This window comes from Amycolatopsis anabasis (assembly GCF_009765355.1).
Classification (GTDB): Bacteria; Actinomycetota; Actinomycetes; order Mycobacteriales; family Pseudonocardiaceae; genus Amycolatopsis; species Amycolatopsis anabasis.
Genome location: NZ_VTHK01000029.1, coordinates 1 through 17,537, shown reverse-complemented (window position 1 = coordinate 17,537; position 17,537 = coordinate 1). Strand labels below are relative to the sequence as shown.

At 71.8% G+C, this 17,537-nt stretch carries 14 protein-coding genes; 2 read left to right on the top strand and 12 right to left on the bottom strand.

Features of this window, described 5'->3' with window-relative positions:
- Nucleotides 1-51: 51 nt before the first annotated feature.
- The gene (xerD, locus tag FXO23_RS31450) at nucleotides 52-954 is read right to left on the bottom strand and encodes a site-specific tyrosine recombinase XerD (protein WP_158889211.1); all 903 of its coding nucleotides are present in this window, start codon (nucleotides 952-954) and stop codon (nucleotides 52-54) included.
- Nucleotides 955-1,044: 90 nt separating this feature from the next.
- Between xerD and FXO23_RS31445 the strand changes: the two genes are divergently transcribed.
- The gene (locus FXO23_RS31445) at nucleotides 1,045-1,542 is read left to right on the top strand and encodes a DUF1707 domain-containing protein (RefSeq protein WP_158889124.1); all 498 of its coding nucleotides are present in this window, start codon (nucleotides 1,045-1,047) and stop codon (nucleotides 1,540-1,542) included.
- On the opposite strand, the gene FXO23_RS31440 is transcribed toward FXO23_RS31445, so the two are convergent.
- Both FXO23_RS31440 and pyrG read right to left on the bottom strand, forming a co-directional pair.
- Nucleotides 1,535-2,164 carry an NUDIX domain-containing protein gene (locus FXO23_RS31440; RefSeq protein ID WP_158889123.1) on the bottom strand — a complete coding sequence of 210 codons (630 nt, stop codon included), beginning with the start codon at nucleotides 2,162-2,164 and terminating at the stop codon, nucleotides 1,535-1,537. The genes FXO23_RS31445 and FXO23_RS31440 overlap by 8 nt on opposite strands.
- On the bottom strand, nucleotides 2,161-3,861 hold the full coding sequence (gene pyrG / locus FXO23_RS31435; RefSeq protein WP_158889122.1) for a CTP synthase: 1,701 nt from the start codon (nucleotides 3,859-3,861) through the stop codon (nucleotides 2,161-2,163). The genes FXO23_RS31440 and pyrG overlap by 4 nt, the downstream gene beginning before the upstream one ends.
- A gap of 82 nt (nucleotides 3,862-3,943) precedes the next feature.
- Between pyrG and aroA the strand changes: the two genes are divergently transcribed.
- Nucleotides 3,944-5,230, top strand: coding sequence for a 3-phosphoshikimate 1-carboxyvinyltransferase (aroA, locus tag FXO23_RS31430; RefSeq protein ID WP_158889121.1), 1,287 nt, complete (start codon nucleotides 3,944-3,946; stop codon nucleotides 5,228-5,230).
- Here the strand turns inward: aroA and FXO23_RS31425 are convergent.
- The 9 genes from FXO23_RS31425 to FXO23_RS50845 all read right to left on the bottom strand — a co-directional run bounded on the left by FXO23_RS31425 (nucleotide 5,227) and on the right by FXO23_RS50845 (nucleotide 17,393).
- Complete coding sequence (locus FXO23_RS31425; RefSeq protein WP_246258123.1) at nucleotides 5,227-8,385, bottom strand: UvrD-helicase domain-containing protein; 3,159 nt, start codon at nucleotides 8,383-8,385, stop codon at nucleotides 5,227-5,229. The two genes, aroA and FXO23_RS31425, sit on opposite strands and share 4 nt — an antisense overlap.
- A gap of 41 nt (nucleotides 8,386-8,426) precedes the next feature.
- Nucleotides 8,427-9,374: a copper transporter gene (locus tag FXO23_RS31420; protein ID WP_158889120.1), complete on the bottom strand. Its 948-nt coding sequence runs from the start codon at nucleotides 9,372-9,374 to the stop codon at nucleotides 8,427-8,429.
- Nucleotides 9,371-10,555, bottom strand: coding sequence for a putative cytokinetic ring protein SteA (gene steA, locus FXO23_RS31415; RefSeq protein ID WP_158889119.1), 1,185 nt, complete (start codon nucleotides 10,553-10,555; stop codon nucleotides 9,371-9,373). Before steA ends, FXO23_RS31420 begins: the two co-directional genes overlap by 4 nt.
- 115 nt (nucleotides 10,556-10,670) lie before the next feature.
- Nucleotides 10,671-12,482 carry a DNA repair protein RecN gene (gene recN, locus FXO23_RS31410; RefSeq protein ID WP_179956928.1) on the bottom strand — a complete coding sequence of 604 codons (1,812 nt, stop codon included), beginning with the start codon at nucleotides 12,480-12,482 and terminating at the stop codon, nucleotides 10,671-10,673.
- 126 nt (nucleotides 12,483-12,608) lie between these two features.
- Nucleotides 12,609-13,508 carry an NAD kinase gene (locus FXO23_RS31405; protein ID WP_158889118.1) on the bottom strand — a complete coding sequence of 300 codons (900 nt, stop codon included), beginning with the start codon at nucleotides 13,506-13,508 and terminating at the stop codon, nucleotides 12,609-12,611.
- On the bottom strand, nucleotides 13,505-14,329 hold the full coding sequence (locus tag FXO23_RS31400; protein ID WP_158889117.1) for a TlyA family RNA methyltransferase: 825 nt from the start codon (nucleotides 14,327-14,329) through the stop codon (nucleotides 13,505-13,507). Before FXO23_RS31400 ends, FXO23_RS31405 begins: the two co-directional genes overlap by 4 nt.
- A gap of 3 nt (nucleotides 14,330-14,332) precedes the next feature.
- A complete protein-coding gene (locus tag FXO23_RS31395; protein WP_158889116.1) occupies nucleotides 14,333-14,548 on the bottom strand; it encodes a hypothetical protein in 216 nt (71 codons plus the stop codon).
- A gap of 48 nt (nucleotides 14,549-14,596) precedes the next feature.
- Nucleotides 14,597-15,589, bottom strand: coding sequence for an HAD-IIA family hydrolase (locus tag FXO23_RS31390; RefSeq protein WP_158889115.1), 993 nt, complete (start codon nucleotides 15,587-15,589; stop codon nucleotides 14,597-14,599).
- Nucleotides 15,582-17,393, bottom strand: a complete 1,812-nt coding sequence (locus FXO23_RS50845; protein WP_179956927.1) for a hypothetical protein — start codon at nucleotides 17,391-17,393, stop codon at nucleotides 15,582-15,584. Before FXO23_RS50845 ends, FXO23_RS31390 begins: the two co-directional genes overlap by 8 nt.
- Nucleotides 17,394-17,537 lie beyond the last annotated feature (144 nt).

Genomic DNA, 17,537 nt, shown 5'->3' with positions numbered 1-17,537 from the left:
TTCCGGCCTGCGGATCTCGGCCAAAGCGGCTCGCCGAAGACGACTTGTCTCTTATCCCAATGCCCTCGGATGGGCGGTCGCATAAATCTCACGGAGCGTGTTCACCGTGACCAGCGTGTAGACCTGGGTCGTCGTCACCGAGGCGTGGCCGAGCAGTTCCTGGACCACGCGCACGTCCGCGCCGCCCTCCAGCAGATGGGTCGCGAACGAGTGCCGCAGCGTGTGCGGCGAGACGCTGGCCGAGATCCCGGCCCGCTCGGCGTTCGTCTTCAGCACCTGCCACGCGCTCTGCCGCGACAACCGGCTGCCCCGGGAGTTGAGGAACACCGCGGGGCTGCCCCGGCCGCGTTTCGCCAGCGCCGGTCGCGCCCGCACCAGATAGGCCTGCACCGCGTCGATCGCGGGTTTGCCGATCGGCACCAGGCGCTGCTTGCCACCCTTGCCGTCGAGCAGGACCGTGCGTTCCGCGTCGTCGATGTCGTCCAGGTCCAGCCCGACGGCCTCGGAGATCCGGGCGCCGGTGGAGTAGAGCAGTTCGAGCAGCGCGCGATCGCGCAGCGGCCGCTCCCCTTCGGCCGGCGGCATGTCCAGCAGGCGCAGCACGTCGTCCACCGGCAGCGCCTTGGGCAGGCGTTTCGCCGCGGCGGGCGGGCGCACCTCACGGGCGGGATCGTCCTCGGTGATGCCGTCGACGTGCGCGAACTTGTGCAGGCCCCGCACCGCGACCAGCGCCCGCGCGGCCGACGACACGGCCAGCGGCTGGTGCTCGTCGTCGCCTTCGCGCAGCGCGACGGCGAACGCGGTCACCTCCGCCTCGGTGACCCGGCGGAAATCGGTGACCCCGGCTCCCCGCAGGTGGGCGGCATAGCGCCGCAGATCTCGGGAGTAGCTGTCCAGCGTGTTTCGCGCCGTGCCCCGTTCGACGGTGAGGTGATCGAGATAGGCCGCGACCACCTGGGTCACCTCGGTACCCGCATTCGCCACGGGCACACTCTAGGCACGAACGGCCCGCTCGTGCTCCCCTTCCGCGGGTAAAGTGACGTTATGCCGAGCCAGCCCGACCCGGACGCCATGCGTGTCGGCACGGCCGAGCGGGAAGAGGCCAACCGCCTCCTGTCCGACCACTTCGCCGAGGGGCGGCTGACGGTCGACGAATACGAGGCCCGGGTCTCCGCAGCGCTCGCCGCCACCGTGCGGGCCGACATCCGCGAGCTGTTCGGCGATCTGCCCGCCCCGCACCCGGCTTTCCTGCTGCCGCCACCGGGGTTCGGGCCGCCACCGATGAGCTGGGCGCCCGCACCGCGGCCGCCGATGTCGCCGGCGACCGCGTCCCCGAAGTCCCAGGTGCTCGCCGGGGTCCTGCAGGTGGTGCTGCCGTTCGGCACCGGTCGCTTCTACACCGGGCACACCGGGCTGGCCGTCGCCCAGCTGCTGGTCACGCTGCTCACCTTCGGCGTCGGCGCCCTCTGGCCATTGATCGACGGAATCCTGTTGCTGGCGGGCGGCGGCACCGACGCGCAGGGCCGGCGGCTGGCTAACTGACCCCGCGCCGCGCGAACCGCGACGGGCGGTCCCGCCACGGCGCGTCGGCGGGCCGTGGCGTGGCGGCCCCGGACAAGACGGCGTGCGCGGCGAGCACCCCGCCCACGGTCGCGCCGTTCACCAGTTCGCCGCCCAGGGCCATCGCGACGGCCTCGGGCAGCGGCACCTTGCGGATCACCAGATCCGCCTCCTCCTCGCCGAGCACCTCCCTGTCCACTTCGGACAGATCGCGGGCGAGGAACACCCGGACCACCTCGTCGGTGAACCCGGGCGAGGCCGCCACGTCGACGAGGGTCTCCCAGCGGGACGCGGCCAGCCCGGCCTCCTCGGCCAGTTCCCGGCCGGCCGCGGCGACCGGATCCTCGCCCTCGTGGTCGAGGAGCCCGGCCGGGAGTTCCCACAGCCGGTGCCCCAGCGGGTGGCGGTACTGGTGGATCAGCGTGATCGCGCCGTCGTCGTCCACCGCGGCGATCGCCACCGCGCCGAGGTGTTCGACGACCTCGCGGCGGGCGGTGCTGCCGTCCGGCATGACCACCTCGTCGATGCGCAACCCGACCACGCGTCCGATGTGGACGTCCTTCGTGGACGCCACCCGGAACTCGTGGGTGCCCGGTTCGCTCACCGGGCACCCACCGGCGACTCGGGCAGTTCGACCGGCAGCCGGTCGGCCGTCCGGTACCGCACCACCGCGCGCACGAACGCGTCGAACAGCGGATGCGGGCGGGTCGGCCGGCTCTTCAGTTCCGGATGCGCCTGGGTGCCGACGAAGAACGGGTGCAGCTCGCTCGACAGCTCGACGAACTCGACCAGGCGGTCGTCCGGGGACGTGCCGGAGAAGACCAGCCCGGCATCGGAGAGCCGCTTGCGGTAGGCGTTGTTCACCTCGTACCGGTGCCGGTGCCGCTCGGAAACCTCGTTCGTGCCGTAGGCCTTGGCGACCTGCGAACCCGGGATCAGCTTCGCCGGGTACGCGCCGAGTCGCATGGTGCCGCCCATGTCCCGCTCCCCCGCGACCACGTCGCGCTGGTCGGCCATGGTGGAGATCACCGGGTGCTCGGTGTTCTCGTCGAACTCGGCGGAGTTCGCGCCCTCGATCCCGGCCAGGTTCCGCGCCGCGTCGATCACCATGCACTGCAGGCCCAGGCACAGGCCGAGCACCGGGATGCCGCGGGTGCGCGCGTAGGTGATGGCGCCGATCTTGCCCTCGATCCCGCGCACGCCGAACCCGCCGGGCACCAGCACACCATCCACATCGGACAGTGCGGCCGAGGCGCCCGCGGGCGTCGAGCACCGGTCTGAGGCGACCCAGACGATCTCCACCTTCGCCCGGTGCGCGAACCCACCGGCCCGCAGCGCCTCGGTCACCGAGAGGTAGGCGTCCGGCAGGTCGATGTACTTGCCGACCACCGCGACCCGCACGGTTTCCGCCGGGTTGTGCACGCGGTCGAGCAGATCGCCCCACACCGTCCAGTCCACGTCGCGGAACGGCAGCCCGAGGCGGCGCACCACGTAGGCGTCCAGCGCCTCGCCGTGCAGCACCTTCGGGATGTCGTAGATCGACGGCGCGTCCGGGCAGGCGATGACCGCTTCGGTGTCCACGTCGCACATCAGGCCGATCTTGCGCTTGAGATCGTCCGGCAGGTCCCGATCGGCGCGGCACACCAGCGCGTCGGGCTGGATGCCGATGTTGCGCAGGGCGGCCACCGAGTGCTGGGTGGGCTTGGTCTTCAGCTCCCCCGACGGCGCGAGGTAGGGCACCAGGGAGACGTGCAGGAAGAAGCAGTTGTCCCGGCCGACGTCGTGGCGGACCTGGCGGCAGGCTTCCAGGAACGGCAGCGACTCGATGTCACCGACCGTGCCGCCGACCTCGGTGATGACCACGTCGGGCCGCAGCCCGGTGCCGTCCGATTCGGCGACCGCGGTGATCCGGGACTTGATCTCGTCGGTGATGTGCGGGATCACCTGGACCGTGTCGCCGAGGTACTCGCCGCGCCGCTCCTTCGCGATCACCTCGGAGTAGACCTGGCCGGTGGTCACGTTGGCCGAACCGGTGAGGTCGCGGTCGAGGAACCGCTCGTAGTGGCCGATGTCGAGATCGGTCTCGGCGCCGTCGTCGGTGACGAAGACTTCGCCGTGCTGGAACGGGTTCATGGTGCCCGGATCCACGTTGAGATACGGGTCGAGTTTCTGCATCGTGACTCTGAGTCCACGAGCGGTAAGGAGCTGCCCCAAGCTTGAGGCGGTCAGTCCCTTACCCAGAGAGGAGGCGACGCCTCCGGTGACAAAGACATACTTGGCTGTCCGCGGCTGAAGTCCCACGGGCTTCCACCTTATCGCACGTCCCGCGACGCGCTCGGTAGCCTCGCCCTGGCAAGTCCCGTCGACCCCTGAGAGAGGCATCGTGCCCGAGCCAGTCGCACCGGAAAACACCTGGAAGGCCCCGGTCGCGCCGGGTCCGCTCGACGCGAGCGTCCGGGTTCCCGGTTCGAAGTCCATCACGAACCGGGCCTACGTCCTGGCCGCGCTGGCCGGCGAGCCCACCCTGGTGCGCACGCCGCTCGATTCCCGCGACACGAGGCTGATGCTGGGCGCGGTTTCGGCGCTCGGCGGGGGCTGCGAAACCACGCCCGAGGGGGTGCTCATCCGGCCGATCGCTGCGGAGGGTGACGACCCGGTGTCGGTCGTGCTGGGCAACGCGGGCACGGTCGCGCGGTTCACCCCGGCGCTGGCCGGGCTGGGTGCGCGCGCGGTCCGCTTCGACGGCGACGAGGCGATCCGGCGGCGGCCGATCGCGCCGCTGCTGGACGCGCTGCGGCGGCTGGGCATGGAGATCGACGACGACGGGCGGGGCGCGCCGCCGTTCACCGTGCGCGGCCAGGGCGGGGTGCGCGGCGGCGAGGTCGAACTGGATTCCTCGGCGTCGAGCCAGTTCCTGTCCGCGCTGCTGCTCGCCGGCCCCGCCTTCGCCGAGGGCGTGACCGTCCGCCTGGTGGGCGACGCCCCGCCGAGCGAACCGCACATCGCGATGACCCTGGACCTGCTGCGCCGGTTCGGGGCGGCCCCGGAACGCGACGGCACGGTGTTCCACGTGCCGCCCGCCCGCCTGTCCTGCCCGGATTACACCGTGGAGCCGGACCTCTCGACCGCGGCGCCGTTCGTGGTCGCCCCCGCGCTCACCGGCGGCACGGTCCGGGTCGGCGGCTGGCCGGAACGCACCACGCAGCCCGGGGACTGGCTGCGCGGCCTGCTCGCCGAACTCGGGCAGGAGGCCCAGCTCGACGCGGACGGCCTGACCGTCACCGGCACCGGCCGGGTGCCCGGGGCGACGCTGGACCTGCACGAGGTCGGCGAACTCACCCCGGTGATCGCCGCGCTGCTGTGCTTCGCGGACGGCCCCTCGGTCATTTCCGGCGTCGCGCACCTGCGCGGGCACGAGACCGACCGGCTGGCCGCGCTGGCGACCGAACTGTCCGCGCTCGGCGCCGAGGTCGCCGACACCGAGGACGGGCTGCGGATCACCCCGGCTCCGGTGCACGGCGGCGTGTTCCACACCTACGACGACCACCGGCTGGTGATGGCGGGCGCGGTCCTGGGCCTGCGCGCCGCCGGGATCGAGGTGGAAAACCCCGCCACGGTCGGGAAAACCTTCCCCGGCTTCGTCGACGCCTGGGCCGGGATGCTCGCCTAGAGGAGGCGCAGCTGGGTGTCACGCGGTTTGCGGCGCTGGGTCCCGCCGATCTTCTCGTAGGCGTCCGGGGCGAGGTCGTCGAGGAACGGGGAGCGGGTCGCCTCCCGGGTGGCGCCCTGCCGGAACCGTTCGGCCGCGTGGCTGAGGTACAGATGCCGTTGCGCGCGGGTCATGCCGACGAACAGCAGCCTGCGTTCCTCGTCGATCTCGTCCTGCTCCGGTTCCCCGCCCGGCCAGCGCAACGGCAGCAGGCCGTCCTCGCAGCCGACCACGAACACCACCGGGAACTCCAGCCCCTTGGCGGCGTGCAGGGTCAGCAGCGAAACCCGGTCCGCCCGGGGATCCCAGGTGTCCACCTCGACCCCGAGGATGAGTTCGGTGCGGAACCGCGCCAGATCGTGCTCGCACCGGGTGGCCAGCGGGGTGAGCAGGTCGACCGCGGAGTGGATCTCGGCGGCCGCGTCCTCCGGCTCGCCCGGCGGAATCCGTTCGAGCAGCACGTCGGCGGCCCGGCGCACCCGATACAGCACGGACCCTTCCGCGCCCTGCTCCGGAACGAACGCCAGTTCGGCGAGGATGCCGTCCACCCCGGGACGGTCCACCAGCCGATCGTGTGATCTTTTCTGGAACGGCAGCCCGGCCTGGGTCAGCGCGTCCATCACGGCCCGGGCCTGCCGATCGGTGCGGTACAGCACGGCGAAATCGGAGAAGTCCAAGCCCTGCGTGCCGTCCGAGACCACCCGGCCGCTGTCCAGCGAGTGGAACGACGAGCCGCCGAGCACCTGGTCGATCGTCCGCGCCACGAAGGCCGCCTCGGCTTGTTCGGTGGCCGCGTGGTGCAGGCCGACCATGGCCTCGCCGTGCGAGCCCATCGGTTTCAGCTCGCGGTCCGGCACCAGGGTCGCCGGCGCGATCGCCTGCAGCGAAGCGGTGAGGATGTTCGCGCTGGACCGGTAGTTCCGGGTGAGCTGGACCTGCCGCGCCGCCGGGAAATCCTGGCGGAAGCGCAGGAAGAATCCGACGTCGGCGCCGCGGAACCGGTAGATCGCCTGATCCGGATCGCCGATCGCGGTGAGGTTGCCGTCCGCCGGGGCGAGCGACCGCAGCAGCCGGTACTGCAGTTCGTCGACGTCCTGGTACTCGTCCACCGAGATCCAGCGGTACCGCTCGCGGTAGGCCGCCGCGAGCTCCGGCTCGGATTCCAGCAGCGCGACCGGCAACGCGACGAGTTCGTCGAAGTCGACCAGGTCCCGCTGGCGCAGCGCCTTGCCGTACCGGTCGAGGACGTCGGCGAGTTCCGGCTCCGCGGACGAACCGGTGCGGCGCAGCTTCGACAGGGCGGTGAGCAGGCGGCGGGCGCCCTTCTCGTCCCCGGTCACCTCGGTGAGCACCTCGAGCTGGCGCGCCTGGTCCGCGATGCGGAAGTCCGCGCTCAATCCCGCCCGGTCGTGATGCTCCCGCAGGATCCGCACGCCGAGCGCGTGGAACGTGGCGACGGTGAGGTTCCGCGCGTCCGGGCCGACCAGTGCTTCGAGCCGTTCGGTGAGTTCCTCGGCGGCGCGGCGGGTGAAGGTGATCGCCAGGCAGTGCTCCGGCGCGACACCCCGGTCCCGCACCAGATGTGCGATGCGGTGGGTCAGCGTCCGCGTCTTCCCGGTCCCGGGTCCGGCGATGATCAGCAGCGGACCGCCCTCGACCTCGGCGGCCGCCCGCTGATCCGGATCGAGCCCGTCGAGCAGCGAACCCGGCTCCGCGCGCGGCGCCTCGGCCGGGGCGGGGTCCGCCGCCGCTTTCGCGGGCTGGACCGCCTTCCGCTTCGGCTTCTCCGGTTCGGGTTCTTCCGTCGCGAACAATCCGTCGTCGAACAGGCCCGGCGCGCTGACCGCGCTGGCCTTCTTCAGCTCATCGGGCTCGAACAGCCGGATGACCCCGTACTCGCCGTCGTACCCGGCGTCCCGGATCACCTCGCCGCGCCGCAACCGCGTGATGGCCTCACCGAGCAGCGTCGAGTTCCGGCCCAGGTCGTCGACCGGCACTTCGTCCAGGATCGTCAGCTCGGGCCCGAACGCGGCGGTGAGCTTGTCGATCTCGCCGAGCACCTTCTTGCTCTTCGGCCCCACGCCGAGAATCTCGCTCATGATTTCCGGCAACGGCACCAGGCTGCGGAAATCGGCGGCGCCCGGCACCCGCGCGCCCTCGGGCCGGTCGGCCAGCTCCTCGACCCGGCTCAACACCCCCACGGTGAGCGGTTTTCCGCATTCGGGGCAGAGACCGCCGTGCTCGCGCGTTTCCGCCGGTTCCATCCGGACCCCGCATTTGCGGTGCCCGTCGACGTGGTATTTCCCTTCCTCGGGAAAGAATTCGACCGAGCCCGCGTGCCCGTCGCCGGTCTCCAGCGAGCGTTTGATCGCGAAGTAGTCGAGGCCGGTGTCGAATACGGTCGCCTCGCGGCCGAGCATCGGCGGCGAATGCGCGTCGGAATTGCTGACCAGCCGATACCGGTCCAGCCCGGAAATCCGCCAGTTCATCGCCGGATCGCTGGACAACCCGGTCTCCAGCGCGAACACGTGACCGGCCAGATCGGCGTAGCAGTCCTCGATCGCGTCGAACCCGGACTTGGAACCGAGCACGGCGAACCACGGCGTCCACACGTGCGCGGGCACCAGGTACGAACCTTCGCCGCTCTCCAGTGCGATCTCCAGCAGATCCCGGGAATCCAGCCCGAGGATCGGCCGCCCGTCGGAGCCGAGGTTCCCGATCTTCCCCAGCCTGCGGTTGAACTCCGCCGCCGCGTCGAAATCCGGGACGTACACCAGGTGGTGGACCTTGCGGGTGCGCTCGGCCCGCTTGTAGATCGTGGAAATCTCCACCGAGAGCATGAACCGCACTTCCCCGGCGGCACAGCTCGGCGGCAGCTTGCGAACGATGTCGGCGTCCAGATCCGCACGCAGCCGGAACAGCCCGGGTTCCGCGGGCACGAGGCACTCCCGCAGGTGCTCGAACCAGGCAGGATGGGTGAAGTCGCCGGTGCCCACCAGCGTGATGCCCTTGCGGCGCGCCCACCAGGTCAGATGCTCGAGATCGCAGTCCTTGCTGCAAGCCCTGGAGTACTTCGAGTGAATGTGCAGATCGGCATAGAAACGCACCCGGCGCATCCTGCCACAGTGGGGAGCCCAGCCCGGCAGCCGGGCGGGGGTTAGCTGCCGGGCTGGGTGATGCCGGGGGCCGGAGCCTGCGCGTTGCCGGCGATGCCGTAGCGGCCCGACTTGCCGTCGAGTTGTTCCTGCAACGTCAGGATCGTCGCGATCCGCCCGGCCGCCGTGTCCACGTTGTCCACTGTGGACAGAATCGAGGTGACCGAGGTGTCGGCGCGCGCGACGCCGATCGCGCCGGTGCCCTCGGCCGAAGCCGGGTCGCCGACGAGCGCGGTGCCGGCGCCCGAGCGGTCGAGCTGTGCGGCGAACCGGGCGAGGGTGGCGGCCTTGTCCCCGGCCCCGTCCCCGGTGGCCTTCCCGCCGGTCAGCACGACGGCCAGCTGGGCGGGTTTCACGTCCTGGCTCGGCTTCACGAAACCGCCGTCGGTGAGCCCGCCGAGCGCGGCGGCCAGTTCCTCCGGGGACGACTGCGGTTTCGCCGAATCCTTGTTCAGCAGCAGCACCGAGCCGAGCAGCGCGCCGGACAGCGTGCCCGGGTCACCGGCGGTCGGGAACTGGACCCCCGCGGGCTGCAGCCGGGTCACCACCTGGCGCAGCTGGTCCGCCTTGGCCGGGTCGGCGAAGGCCTCGGTGAGCTGGATTTCCCCGGTCACCGTGGCGCCGGACTGGCCGACGAACTGCTTGAGCGCGTCCCGGTCGGCCGGACGCGCGTCCTGGGTGGTCACCAGCACGACCGAGCGCTTGTCCAGCGCGCCCGCCACGACCTTCGGCCCCACCGAGGCGGCGAAGGAATCGGCGTCGGCCAGCCGCGCGTTCAGCGCGTTGTTCTGCGCCTCGAGATCGGAAACCTGGTTGCCCAGTTTGCCCTTCTCGTCCGAGAGCCCGGACAGCAGCGAGCCGTTCAGGGCGGTCGAACCGAGGACGACCCCGATGGCGAGGGCCAGGAAGGCCGCGGCGATCGAGACGATGTGGTACCGCAGAGAAATCACGTGAAAAGCCCCTTGACCCAGCTTGTGAACGAGTTCCAGGTGTCGGCGACCCAGTCCAGGTAGACGTCGCCCACATCGGACACCAGCAGCGCGGCGATGACCACCACCAGCGCGGCCAGCACGAGCAGCACGATCGCGCCGACGGAGACCCGGCTCCGGTGCAACGTGGCGACGGCCTTGCCGTCCACCAGTTTCGTGCCGAGTTTGAGCCGGGTGAGGAAGGTCGACGGGTTGGAACCGGACCGGCCGTGGTCGAGGAACTCGCGCAGCGTCGCCTGGAACCCGACGGTGACCACCAGGCTCGCCTCGTGCGCGTCGGCGAGCAGCAGCGCCAGGTCTTCGGAGTTGCCCGAGGCCGGGAAGGTGACCGCGCCGATCCCGAGATCCTGGATCCGCTCGACCCCGGGGGCGTGCCCGTCCGGTTGCGCCGGGACGACGACCTCGCCGCCGCTCTTGAGCGTTTCGGCGTCGATGCCGTGCGGATCGCCGACGATGATGTCCGGCCGGTAGCGCTGCGCGCGCAGGGTGTCCGCGCCGGAATCCACGCCCACCAGCACCGGGCGGTGCTCCGCGATGTACTTCTTCAGCTTCTTCAGGTCTTCCGCGTGCCCCTTGCCGGGCGCGACGACCAGCACGTGCCGGTCCCGCACCGGGACGCGGACCTCGGGCACGCCGACCCCGTCCAGGATCAGCGTGCGCTCCCGGCGGAGGAACTCGATGGTGTTCGCGGAGAACGCTTCGAGCTGGGCGGACATCCCCGCCTTCGCCTCGATCATCTGGTCGGCGACGCTTTCCCGCGTCTGCTCGACCCCGGAGGCGATCTTGCGCTCGCCGATGTAGACCGCGCCGTCGTGCAGCCGGAGCTTGCTGCCGTCCTTGACGCTGCGCAGCAGGTCACCGCCCACCCCGTCGATGAGCGGGATCCGCGCGCCGAGCAGGATTTCCGGCCCCAGGTTGGGGAACCTGCCGGAGATCGACGGCGACGCGTTGACCACCCCGGCGACCTCGGCCTTGACCAGGGCGTCCGCGGTGGACCGGTCGAGGTCGAGCTGGTCGAGCACGACGATATCGCCCGGCCCGACCCTACGCAGCAGCTCGCGAGTGCGCCGATCGACCCGGGCCACACCGGTGATGCCGGGGAGAGCCTCGTTGTTCCGCGAGAGCAAGCCGGTGAGCTTCATGCCACCGATGGTGACAAATGGACTGATGAGAATACGTTAGCCACGCCGAAGAATGGGCATGCCACTTGTGGGGATCGCGAATTGCTGGTACCGCCCCCTACCCCGGCCGGGTGAGTCACTTCCCGCGTTTGGCGGGACCGCTCTTCTTCTTGCCTCCCCGGGCCGGGCGGGATTTCGCGAACGCTTCCTTGTCCGACGCGGCCACCGCCAGCAGTTCCTCCGCGTGCGCCCGCCCCGTCTCGGTGCTGTCCATCCCGGCCAGCATCCGGGCCAGTTCCAGCACGCGGTCGGACTGTTCCAGCACCTTGACCCCGCTCCGGGTGACTCCCTTCGCGGTGCCCTTGTCCACCACCAGGTGCTGATCGGCGAACGCGGCCACCTGCGGCAGGTGGGTCACCACCAGGACCTGGTGGCTGCGGGCGAGCCGGGCCAGCCGACGGCCGATCTCGACCGCGGCGCGGCCGCCGACCCCGGCGTCGACCTCGTCGAACACCAGGGTTCCCACGGTGTCCGCATGCGCGAGCACCACCTCGATGGCGAGCATGACCCGGGACAGCTCACCGCCGGAGGCCGCCTTGTGCACCGGCAGCGGTGGCGCGCCGCCGTGCGCGCGCAGCAGCAGTTCCACGTCGTCGATGCCGTCCGGGCCCGCGTGCACCCGCTCGCCTTCGACCGCCAGCCCGTGCTGGTCCTCGGCATCCGCGGGGCGCCGCCGCACGGTGACCTCGATCTCCGCCTGCCCCATGGCCAGCCCGGACAGTTCGGCGGTGATCTCGCGGGCCAGTTCGGCGGCGGCTTCGGTGCGCACCCGGGACAGCTGCGCCGCGTACTCGGCGAGCTGCCCGGCGAGTTCGTCCCGGCGCTCGGCGAGCGCGGCGAGCGCCTCCTCCGAAGTGTCCATCGTGGACAGTCGGCGCCGGGCGTCCTCGGCCCAGGCGAGCACGCCGTCCACATCGGCCGCGTACTTGCGGGTCAGCCGCTTGAGCTCGGCCTGCCGGGCGAGCGCCTGTTCCAGCCGGGCCGGGTCGGCCTCCAGTGATTCGAGGTAGGCGCCGAGCTCCGAGCCGACGTCGGTGAGCAGCACCGCGGCCTCGGCGAGCCGTGGTTCCAGCCCGCGCAGCACCGAATCCTCCGCGCCGGTGAGCCGCCGCCGCGCCTCGGCGAGCAGGCCGAGCGCCCCGGGGACGTCCGGATCCCCTTCGGCCGATCCGGACACCGCGGCCTGCGCGGCGCCCGCGGCGGTGCGCAGCTCGTCCACCGCGGCCATCCGCTTGATCTCCTCGGTGAGTTCGGCGTCCTCACCCGCGAGCGGGTTGACCGCGGCGATCTCGTCGAGCCCGTGGCGCAGCAGATCGGCCTGCTGGGCCATCTCCCGCGAGCGGCTGGACCGTTCGGCGAGCTCGGTGACCACGGCGAGCCATTCGTCCCGGATGGCCCGGTAGGCCCCCAGCGGCTCGGCGACCGCGTCCCCGGCGAACCGGTCGATCACCGCGCGCTGCTCGGCCGGGCGCAGGAGCCGGAGCTGATCGTTCTGCCCGTGCACGGCGAGCAGTTGCTCGGACAGGTCGGCCAGCACGCCGACCGGCACGGACCGCCCGCCGAGGTGCGCCCGCGACCGGCCGTCGGCGCCGACCGAGCGCAGCGCGATCACGCTGTCGTCCTCGTCGATGTCCGCACCCGCGTCGTTGATGATCTTGATGGCCTGATCGGCGCGGATTCCTTCGAATCTGCCCTCGACCACGGCCTTGGTGGACCCGGTCCGCACCTTGGACGCCTCGGAGCGCCCGCCGGAGAGCAGGTGCAGGCCGCTGACGACCATCGTCTTGCCCGCGCCGGTCTCCCCGGTGACCACGGTGAATCCCGGGTGCAGTTCGAGCAGGGCGTCCTCGATGACTCCGAGGCCCTGGATTCGCATCTCGGCCAGCACGGGGACAACGGTAGCGGCACGCCCCGGCGTTCCGCGCTCCCCTGCACGATGAACGGCTGGTAACCGATCAATTATGCGATGAACGGGCCGCTCATACGTTCGAACGGGGTGAAAAATCGGTGCGCGCTACCGGGCGTGTCGCTCCCGCCAGCTCTTCACCGGCAGCGAGAACTTGTGCACCAGCCGGTCGGTGAACGGCCGGTCCCACAACCGGACCAGGCGGACCGGCACCTTCCCGCAGGACACCTCCACCCGCGCGCCCCGGGGCAGCTCGATGTGGCGCAGCCCGTCGCAGGTCAGCACCGCCGGAGAGCCGTCCGGATCGACGCCGACGGTGATCACCGAGCCCCGGGAGACCACCAGCGGGCGGGAGAACATCGCGTGCGCGTTGCTCGGCACCACGAGCAGGGCCTCGACGTCCGGCCAGATGATCGGTCCCCCGGCGGAGAACGCGTACGCGGTGGAGCCGGTCGGCGTCGCGCAGAGCACGCCGTCGCAGCCGAAGGAGGACACCGGACGGCCGTCCACCTCGATCAGCGCGTCCAGGATCCGCTCGCGGGAGCTCTTCTCCACGCTCGCCTCGTTCAGCGCCCACGTCCGCGCCACGATGTCCCCGTTGACGGCGACCGTGACGTCGATCGTCATCCGCTCCTCGACCTGGTAGTCGGCGACCACCACCCGGTGCACGGCGTCCGCGACCGCGTCCGAATCGGCCTCGCTGAGGAAGCCGACGCGGCCCAGGTTGACCCCGAGCACGGCGACCCCGGCCGGGCGGGCGAGCTCGGCGGCGCGCAACAGGGTGCCGTCCCCGCCGAGCACGAAGACGAGTTCGGTGCCCGCGGCGGGATCCCGTTCCGGCGCCACCACCACGCCCGCGTCCGGGCCGATGAGTTCGCGCACGTCGTCGTCCAGGACTCGCAGGGTGATCCCGGCGGTCGCGAGTCCGGACGCGACCTTGCGGGCCGCATCCCTGGTCGCGTCCCGGTCCGGATGCACGACCAGCAGAACCTCGCGCTCTTTCGTCACTGTGGACCCTCTCTGACCGCGGCCCGGACGAGCTGCTCGACGGGTGCCACATCGTCCACAGTGGACTCGTCGGCGGAGCGCCGCAACCACACGAAGTACTCTACGTTTCCCGACGGCCCGGGCAGCGGGCTCGCCACCACGCCCAGGGTGCGCAGGCCGAGTGCGGCGGCTTCGGCGAGCACGCCGAGCACCGCCTGGGCCCGCAGTTCCGGATCGCGGACCACGCCACCACTGCCGAGCCGTTCCTTACCGACCTCGAACTGCGGTTTGATCATGGGCACCAGATCGGCGTCCGGCAGCGAGCAGGCCGCCAGCGCCGGCAGCACCAGGCGCAGGGAGATGAAGGACAGGTCCCCCACCACCACGTCGACCGGCCCGCCGAGCTGGTCCGGTCCGAGGTTGCGCACGTTCGTCTTGTCCAGCACGACCACGCGGTCGTCGGTGCGCAGCCGCCAGTCGAGCAGGCCCCGGCCGACGTCCGCCGCGATGACCTGGCGCGCGCCCTCGCGTAGCAGGACGTCGGTGAAACCCCCGGTCGAGGCGCCCGCGTCGAGGCACCGCTTTCCGCGCACGGACAGGCCGAGCGGGGAGAATTCGGCCAGCGCGCCGAGCAGCTTGTGCGCACCCCGGGACGCCCAGCCGGGGTCGTCCGCACTGCGCACGACAATGGCGGCATCGGCCTCGACGCCGGTAGCCGGTTTGCTCGCGACCATGCCTCGCACGGTCACCTTGCCTTCGTTGATCAGTGTGCTCGCGTGTTCCCTGGACCGGGCGAGCCCCCTGCGCACCAGCTCGGCATCCAGGCGCGCCCTACGGGCCATGGTTCATACCTTGTCGATACTGGACAGCGCAACGGTGAGCTCGGTGTGTACCGCGTCGAATCGCTCAACGTGTTCGGCGAGCGGCAGCTGGTCCAGCTGCTCCAGACCGGACACCGCCTCGGCGATCCCGGCACGCGGATCGGTCTGCTGCGGCTGGCCCACGGGTTCCGGCGGCGGCCCGGGAACCGGCCGCGGAACGGGGTTGGTCGGTTCGTGCACCCCTCAACGCTAACCGATGGTGGCGGCGGAACGGGGCGCGGAGCCCTATCAGGTGAGGGAGAGTTCGGTGAGGGCGGCGCGGGCGGCTTCGTCGGCGGCCCGGACCGTGGTGACGCCGGACTCCCAGGCGGGCCCGCACAGCGCCCGCAGCAGGCCGAGGGCGTCCCCGCCGCCGCGCACGGACACGGTGAGCCCGCCGTCGGCCACGCGCACCTGCCAGCCCTCCTGCGGGCCGATTTCCAGCAGGTCGGCGGGTTCGGTCAGGGAGGTCAGGTCCGCGCTCAGGTACTTCGGCCGCCGATCGGCGCCGGCCGCGAGCAGCTGGGCGGGGGTGGCCACCCCGGTGAGCACGACGAGCGCGTCCAGCTCGGCCGCCACCGCACCGGCGATATCGGTGTCCAACCGGTCCCCCACCACCAGCGGCTTGTTCGCCCCGGCCGATTCGGCCGCGGTTTCGAACAGCGGCCGGGCCGGTTTTCCGGCGACGACCGGTTCCCGCTCGGTCGCCGCGCGCAGCGCCGTGACCATGGATCCGTTGCCCGGCAACAGACCGCGTTCACTCGGCAACGTAGCGTCCACATTGGTGGCCACCCACAGCGCTCCGCCGCGGATGGCCAGACAGGCTTCGGCGAGATCCGCCCAGCCGGTCTCCGGCGAGTGGCCCTGCACGACCGCGGCCACCTCGTCGCTCACCGCCCGCGTGGGCCGCAGCCCGACGGCCCGCACCTCCGCTTCGAGCGACGCCGTGCCCACCACGAGCACCACGGCGCCCGCGGGGAGGCGTTCGGCGAGCACCTTGGCCGCGGCCTGCGCGCTGGTGTTGACCTCGTGCGGGTCCGCGTCGATCCCGAGGGCCGCCAGGTGCGCGGCGACCTCGCCCGGGGCTTTGGACGCGTTGTTGGTGACGTACCGGACCGCGGTCGCCTCGCGCGCGGCCCGGATGACCTCCGCGACGCCCGGGATCGACCGGGTCCCGTGGTAGACGGTCCCGTCGAGGTCCAGCAGCACGGCGTCGTGCACCGCGAGCAGGGAGTCACTCATTTTCGGCCAGCTCCGCCGCGCGCTCGGCCGCGTCCGTCTCCTCCTCGAGGTCGGCCTCGGCGGCGTGCAGGAACCACTGGATGGCCTCGTCCCGCCGCCCGGCCGCGGCGAGGTTGTCCGCGTAGGCGTAGAAGAGCCGGGCACTCCACGGATCCCGCTTCTCCGGGCGCAGATCCTCGCCCTGGAGCGAGACCACGGCGGCGTCGAGCTGGCCCAGATCCCGCCGGGCGCCCGCCGCGACGATCCGCAGCTCGACCTGGATCTCCCGGGGCAGCGCCTCGGTGTTGGTCTCCTTGGCCAGATCCAGTGCGCGCTCGGGACGGCCGAGGGCCCGTTCGGCGTCGGCGATGATCGCCACGTGCGTGTCGGCCCGGGTCATCCGGCGCACCGCGCGCAGTTCGGAAAGCGCCTCCGACCAGTGCCCGGCGTGGTACGCGACCAGCCCGAGCGCCTCCCGGACCACGGACACCCGGGACGCCTTCGCCTTGGCGTACCTGGCGTGGACGAGTGCGGCCTCGGGGTCGTCGTCGACCAGGCCGCCCGCCGCGACCAGGTGCTTGCCGACCGTCTCCGCCAGCCCCTTCGGCAGCGTGCGCAGTTCGCGCCGCGCTTCTTCGTCGAGGTCGGTGAACTCGATGTCCTCGGGAAGTTCGGGCGCCTCGAGCAGCTCCTTGGCCAGGGTCTCGTCGTCGACGGTCTGCGCGGCGTCGTCACGCTGCCGCGGTGGCCGGGTGTCCTCCCGCCGAGATTCGCGGGCGGACTTGCCCCGCGGGGTGCTCCGGGCGTCGTCGCCGCCCTTCCAGGACGGCTTGCCCTCCCGGGAACCGCGGAATCCCGCGCTGTCCCGATCCTTCTGCCATGACTTGCCCCGCGACCCCGCATCGTCACGATCCCGCGGCCAAGGCTTGCCCTGGGAGCCCGAGCTGTCGCGATCCCGTTCCCAAGACTTCCCGCGTGAACCCGCGCTGTCGCGTTCCTTCTGCCAAGGCTTGCCACGTGAACCCGCGTTATCGCGGTCCTTTTCCCAAGGCTTGCCACGCGAGCCCGCGCTGTCCCGGTCCTTTTCCCACGGCTTGCCACGTGAACCCGCGCTGTCGCGTTCCTTCTGCCAAGGCTTGCCACGCGAGCCCGCGCTGTCCCGGTCCTTTTCCCACGGCTTGCCACGCGAGCCCGCGCTGTCGCGATCCTTCTCCCACGGCTTACGAGAGCCCTCGCCGTTGCGGCCGCGCTCCCAGGACTTGCCCTGAGCACCCGAGCTGTCGCGGCCCTTCTCCCAGGGCTTCCCGCGCGAACCCGCGCTGTCGCGTTCCTTCTGCCAGGGTTTGCCCTGGCCCGGCCCGCGGTCGCGCTGCCAGGCCGGCTTGCCCTGCCCGGCGCCGCCACGATCCTTCTGCCACGGTTTGCTTTGGCCACCACCACGCGGTCCATCGCCCTCGCGTTGCCAGCTCGGCTTGCCACTCCGGTCCCCGCCGGGCCCGGAGCGCCGGTCGTCCCAGCGGCCCTGGCCCTCGCGCCGATCCCGGCCGCCGCCGGAGTAGCCGCGATCGTCCCGGCGCGGCTTGGCACCGCCCTGGTCCTTCTGCCACGGGGGCTTACCGCCGCGATCGTCCCGCCGCGGTTTGCCCTGTCCCCCGTAACCGCGGCCGCCACGCTCGGAACGTCCGCTGCCGAAGCCGGGCTTGTCGCCGCTGGAGCCGCCGGAGCGACGCCCCTGGGCTCCTGAGTCTCGAGGTCCGGAGTCCCGTCGTCGCGGACGGTCGGACCCCGCGCCTTCCTCCGGGTCACGTCGACCGTTCTCGGACACCTGTCCTCCTACCTCACTTGTCCTGCACGCACGAAAGGCCCGCCAGGGGAGCCAACTGGCAACCCTAGCGGGCCCTTCGGAAAAGGTGTTCGGCGATGTCCTACTCTCCCACAGCCCTTCGGCTGCAGTACCATCGGCGCTACC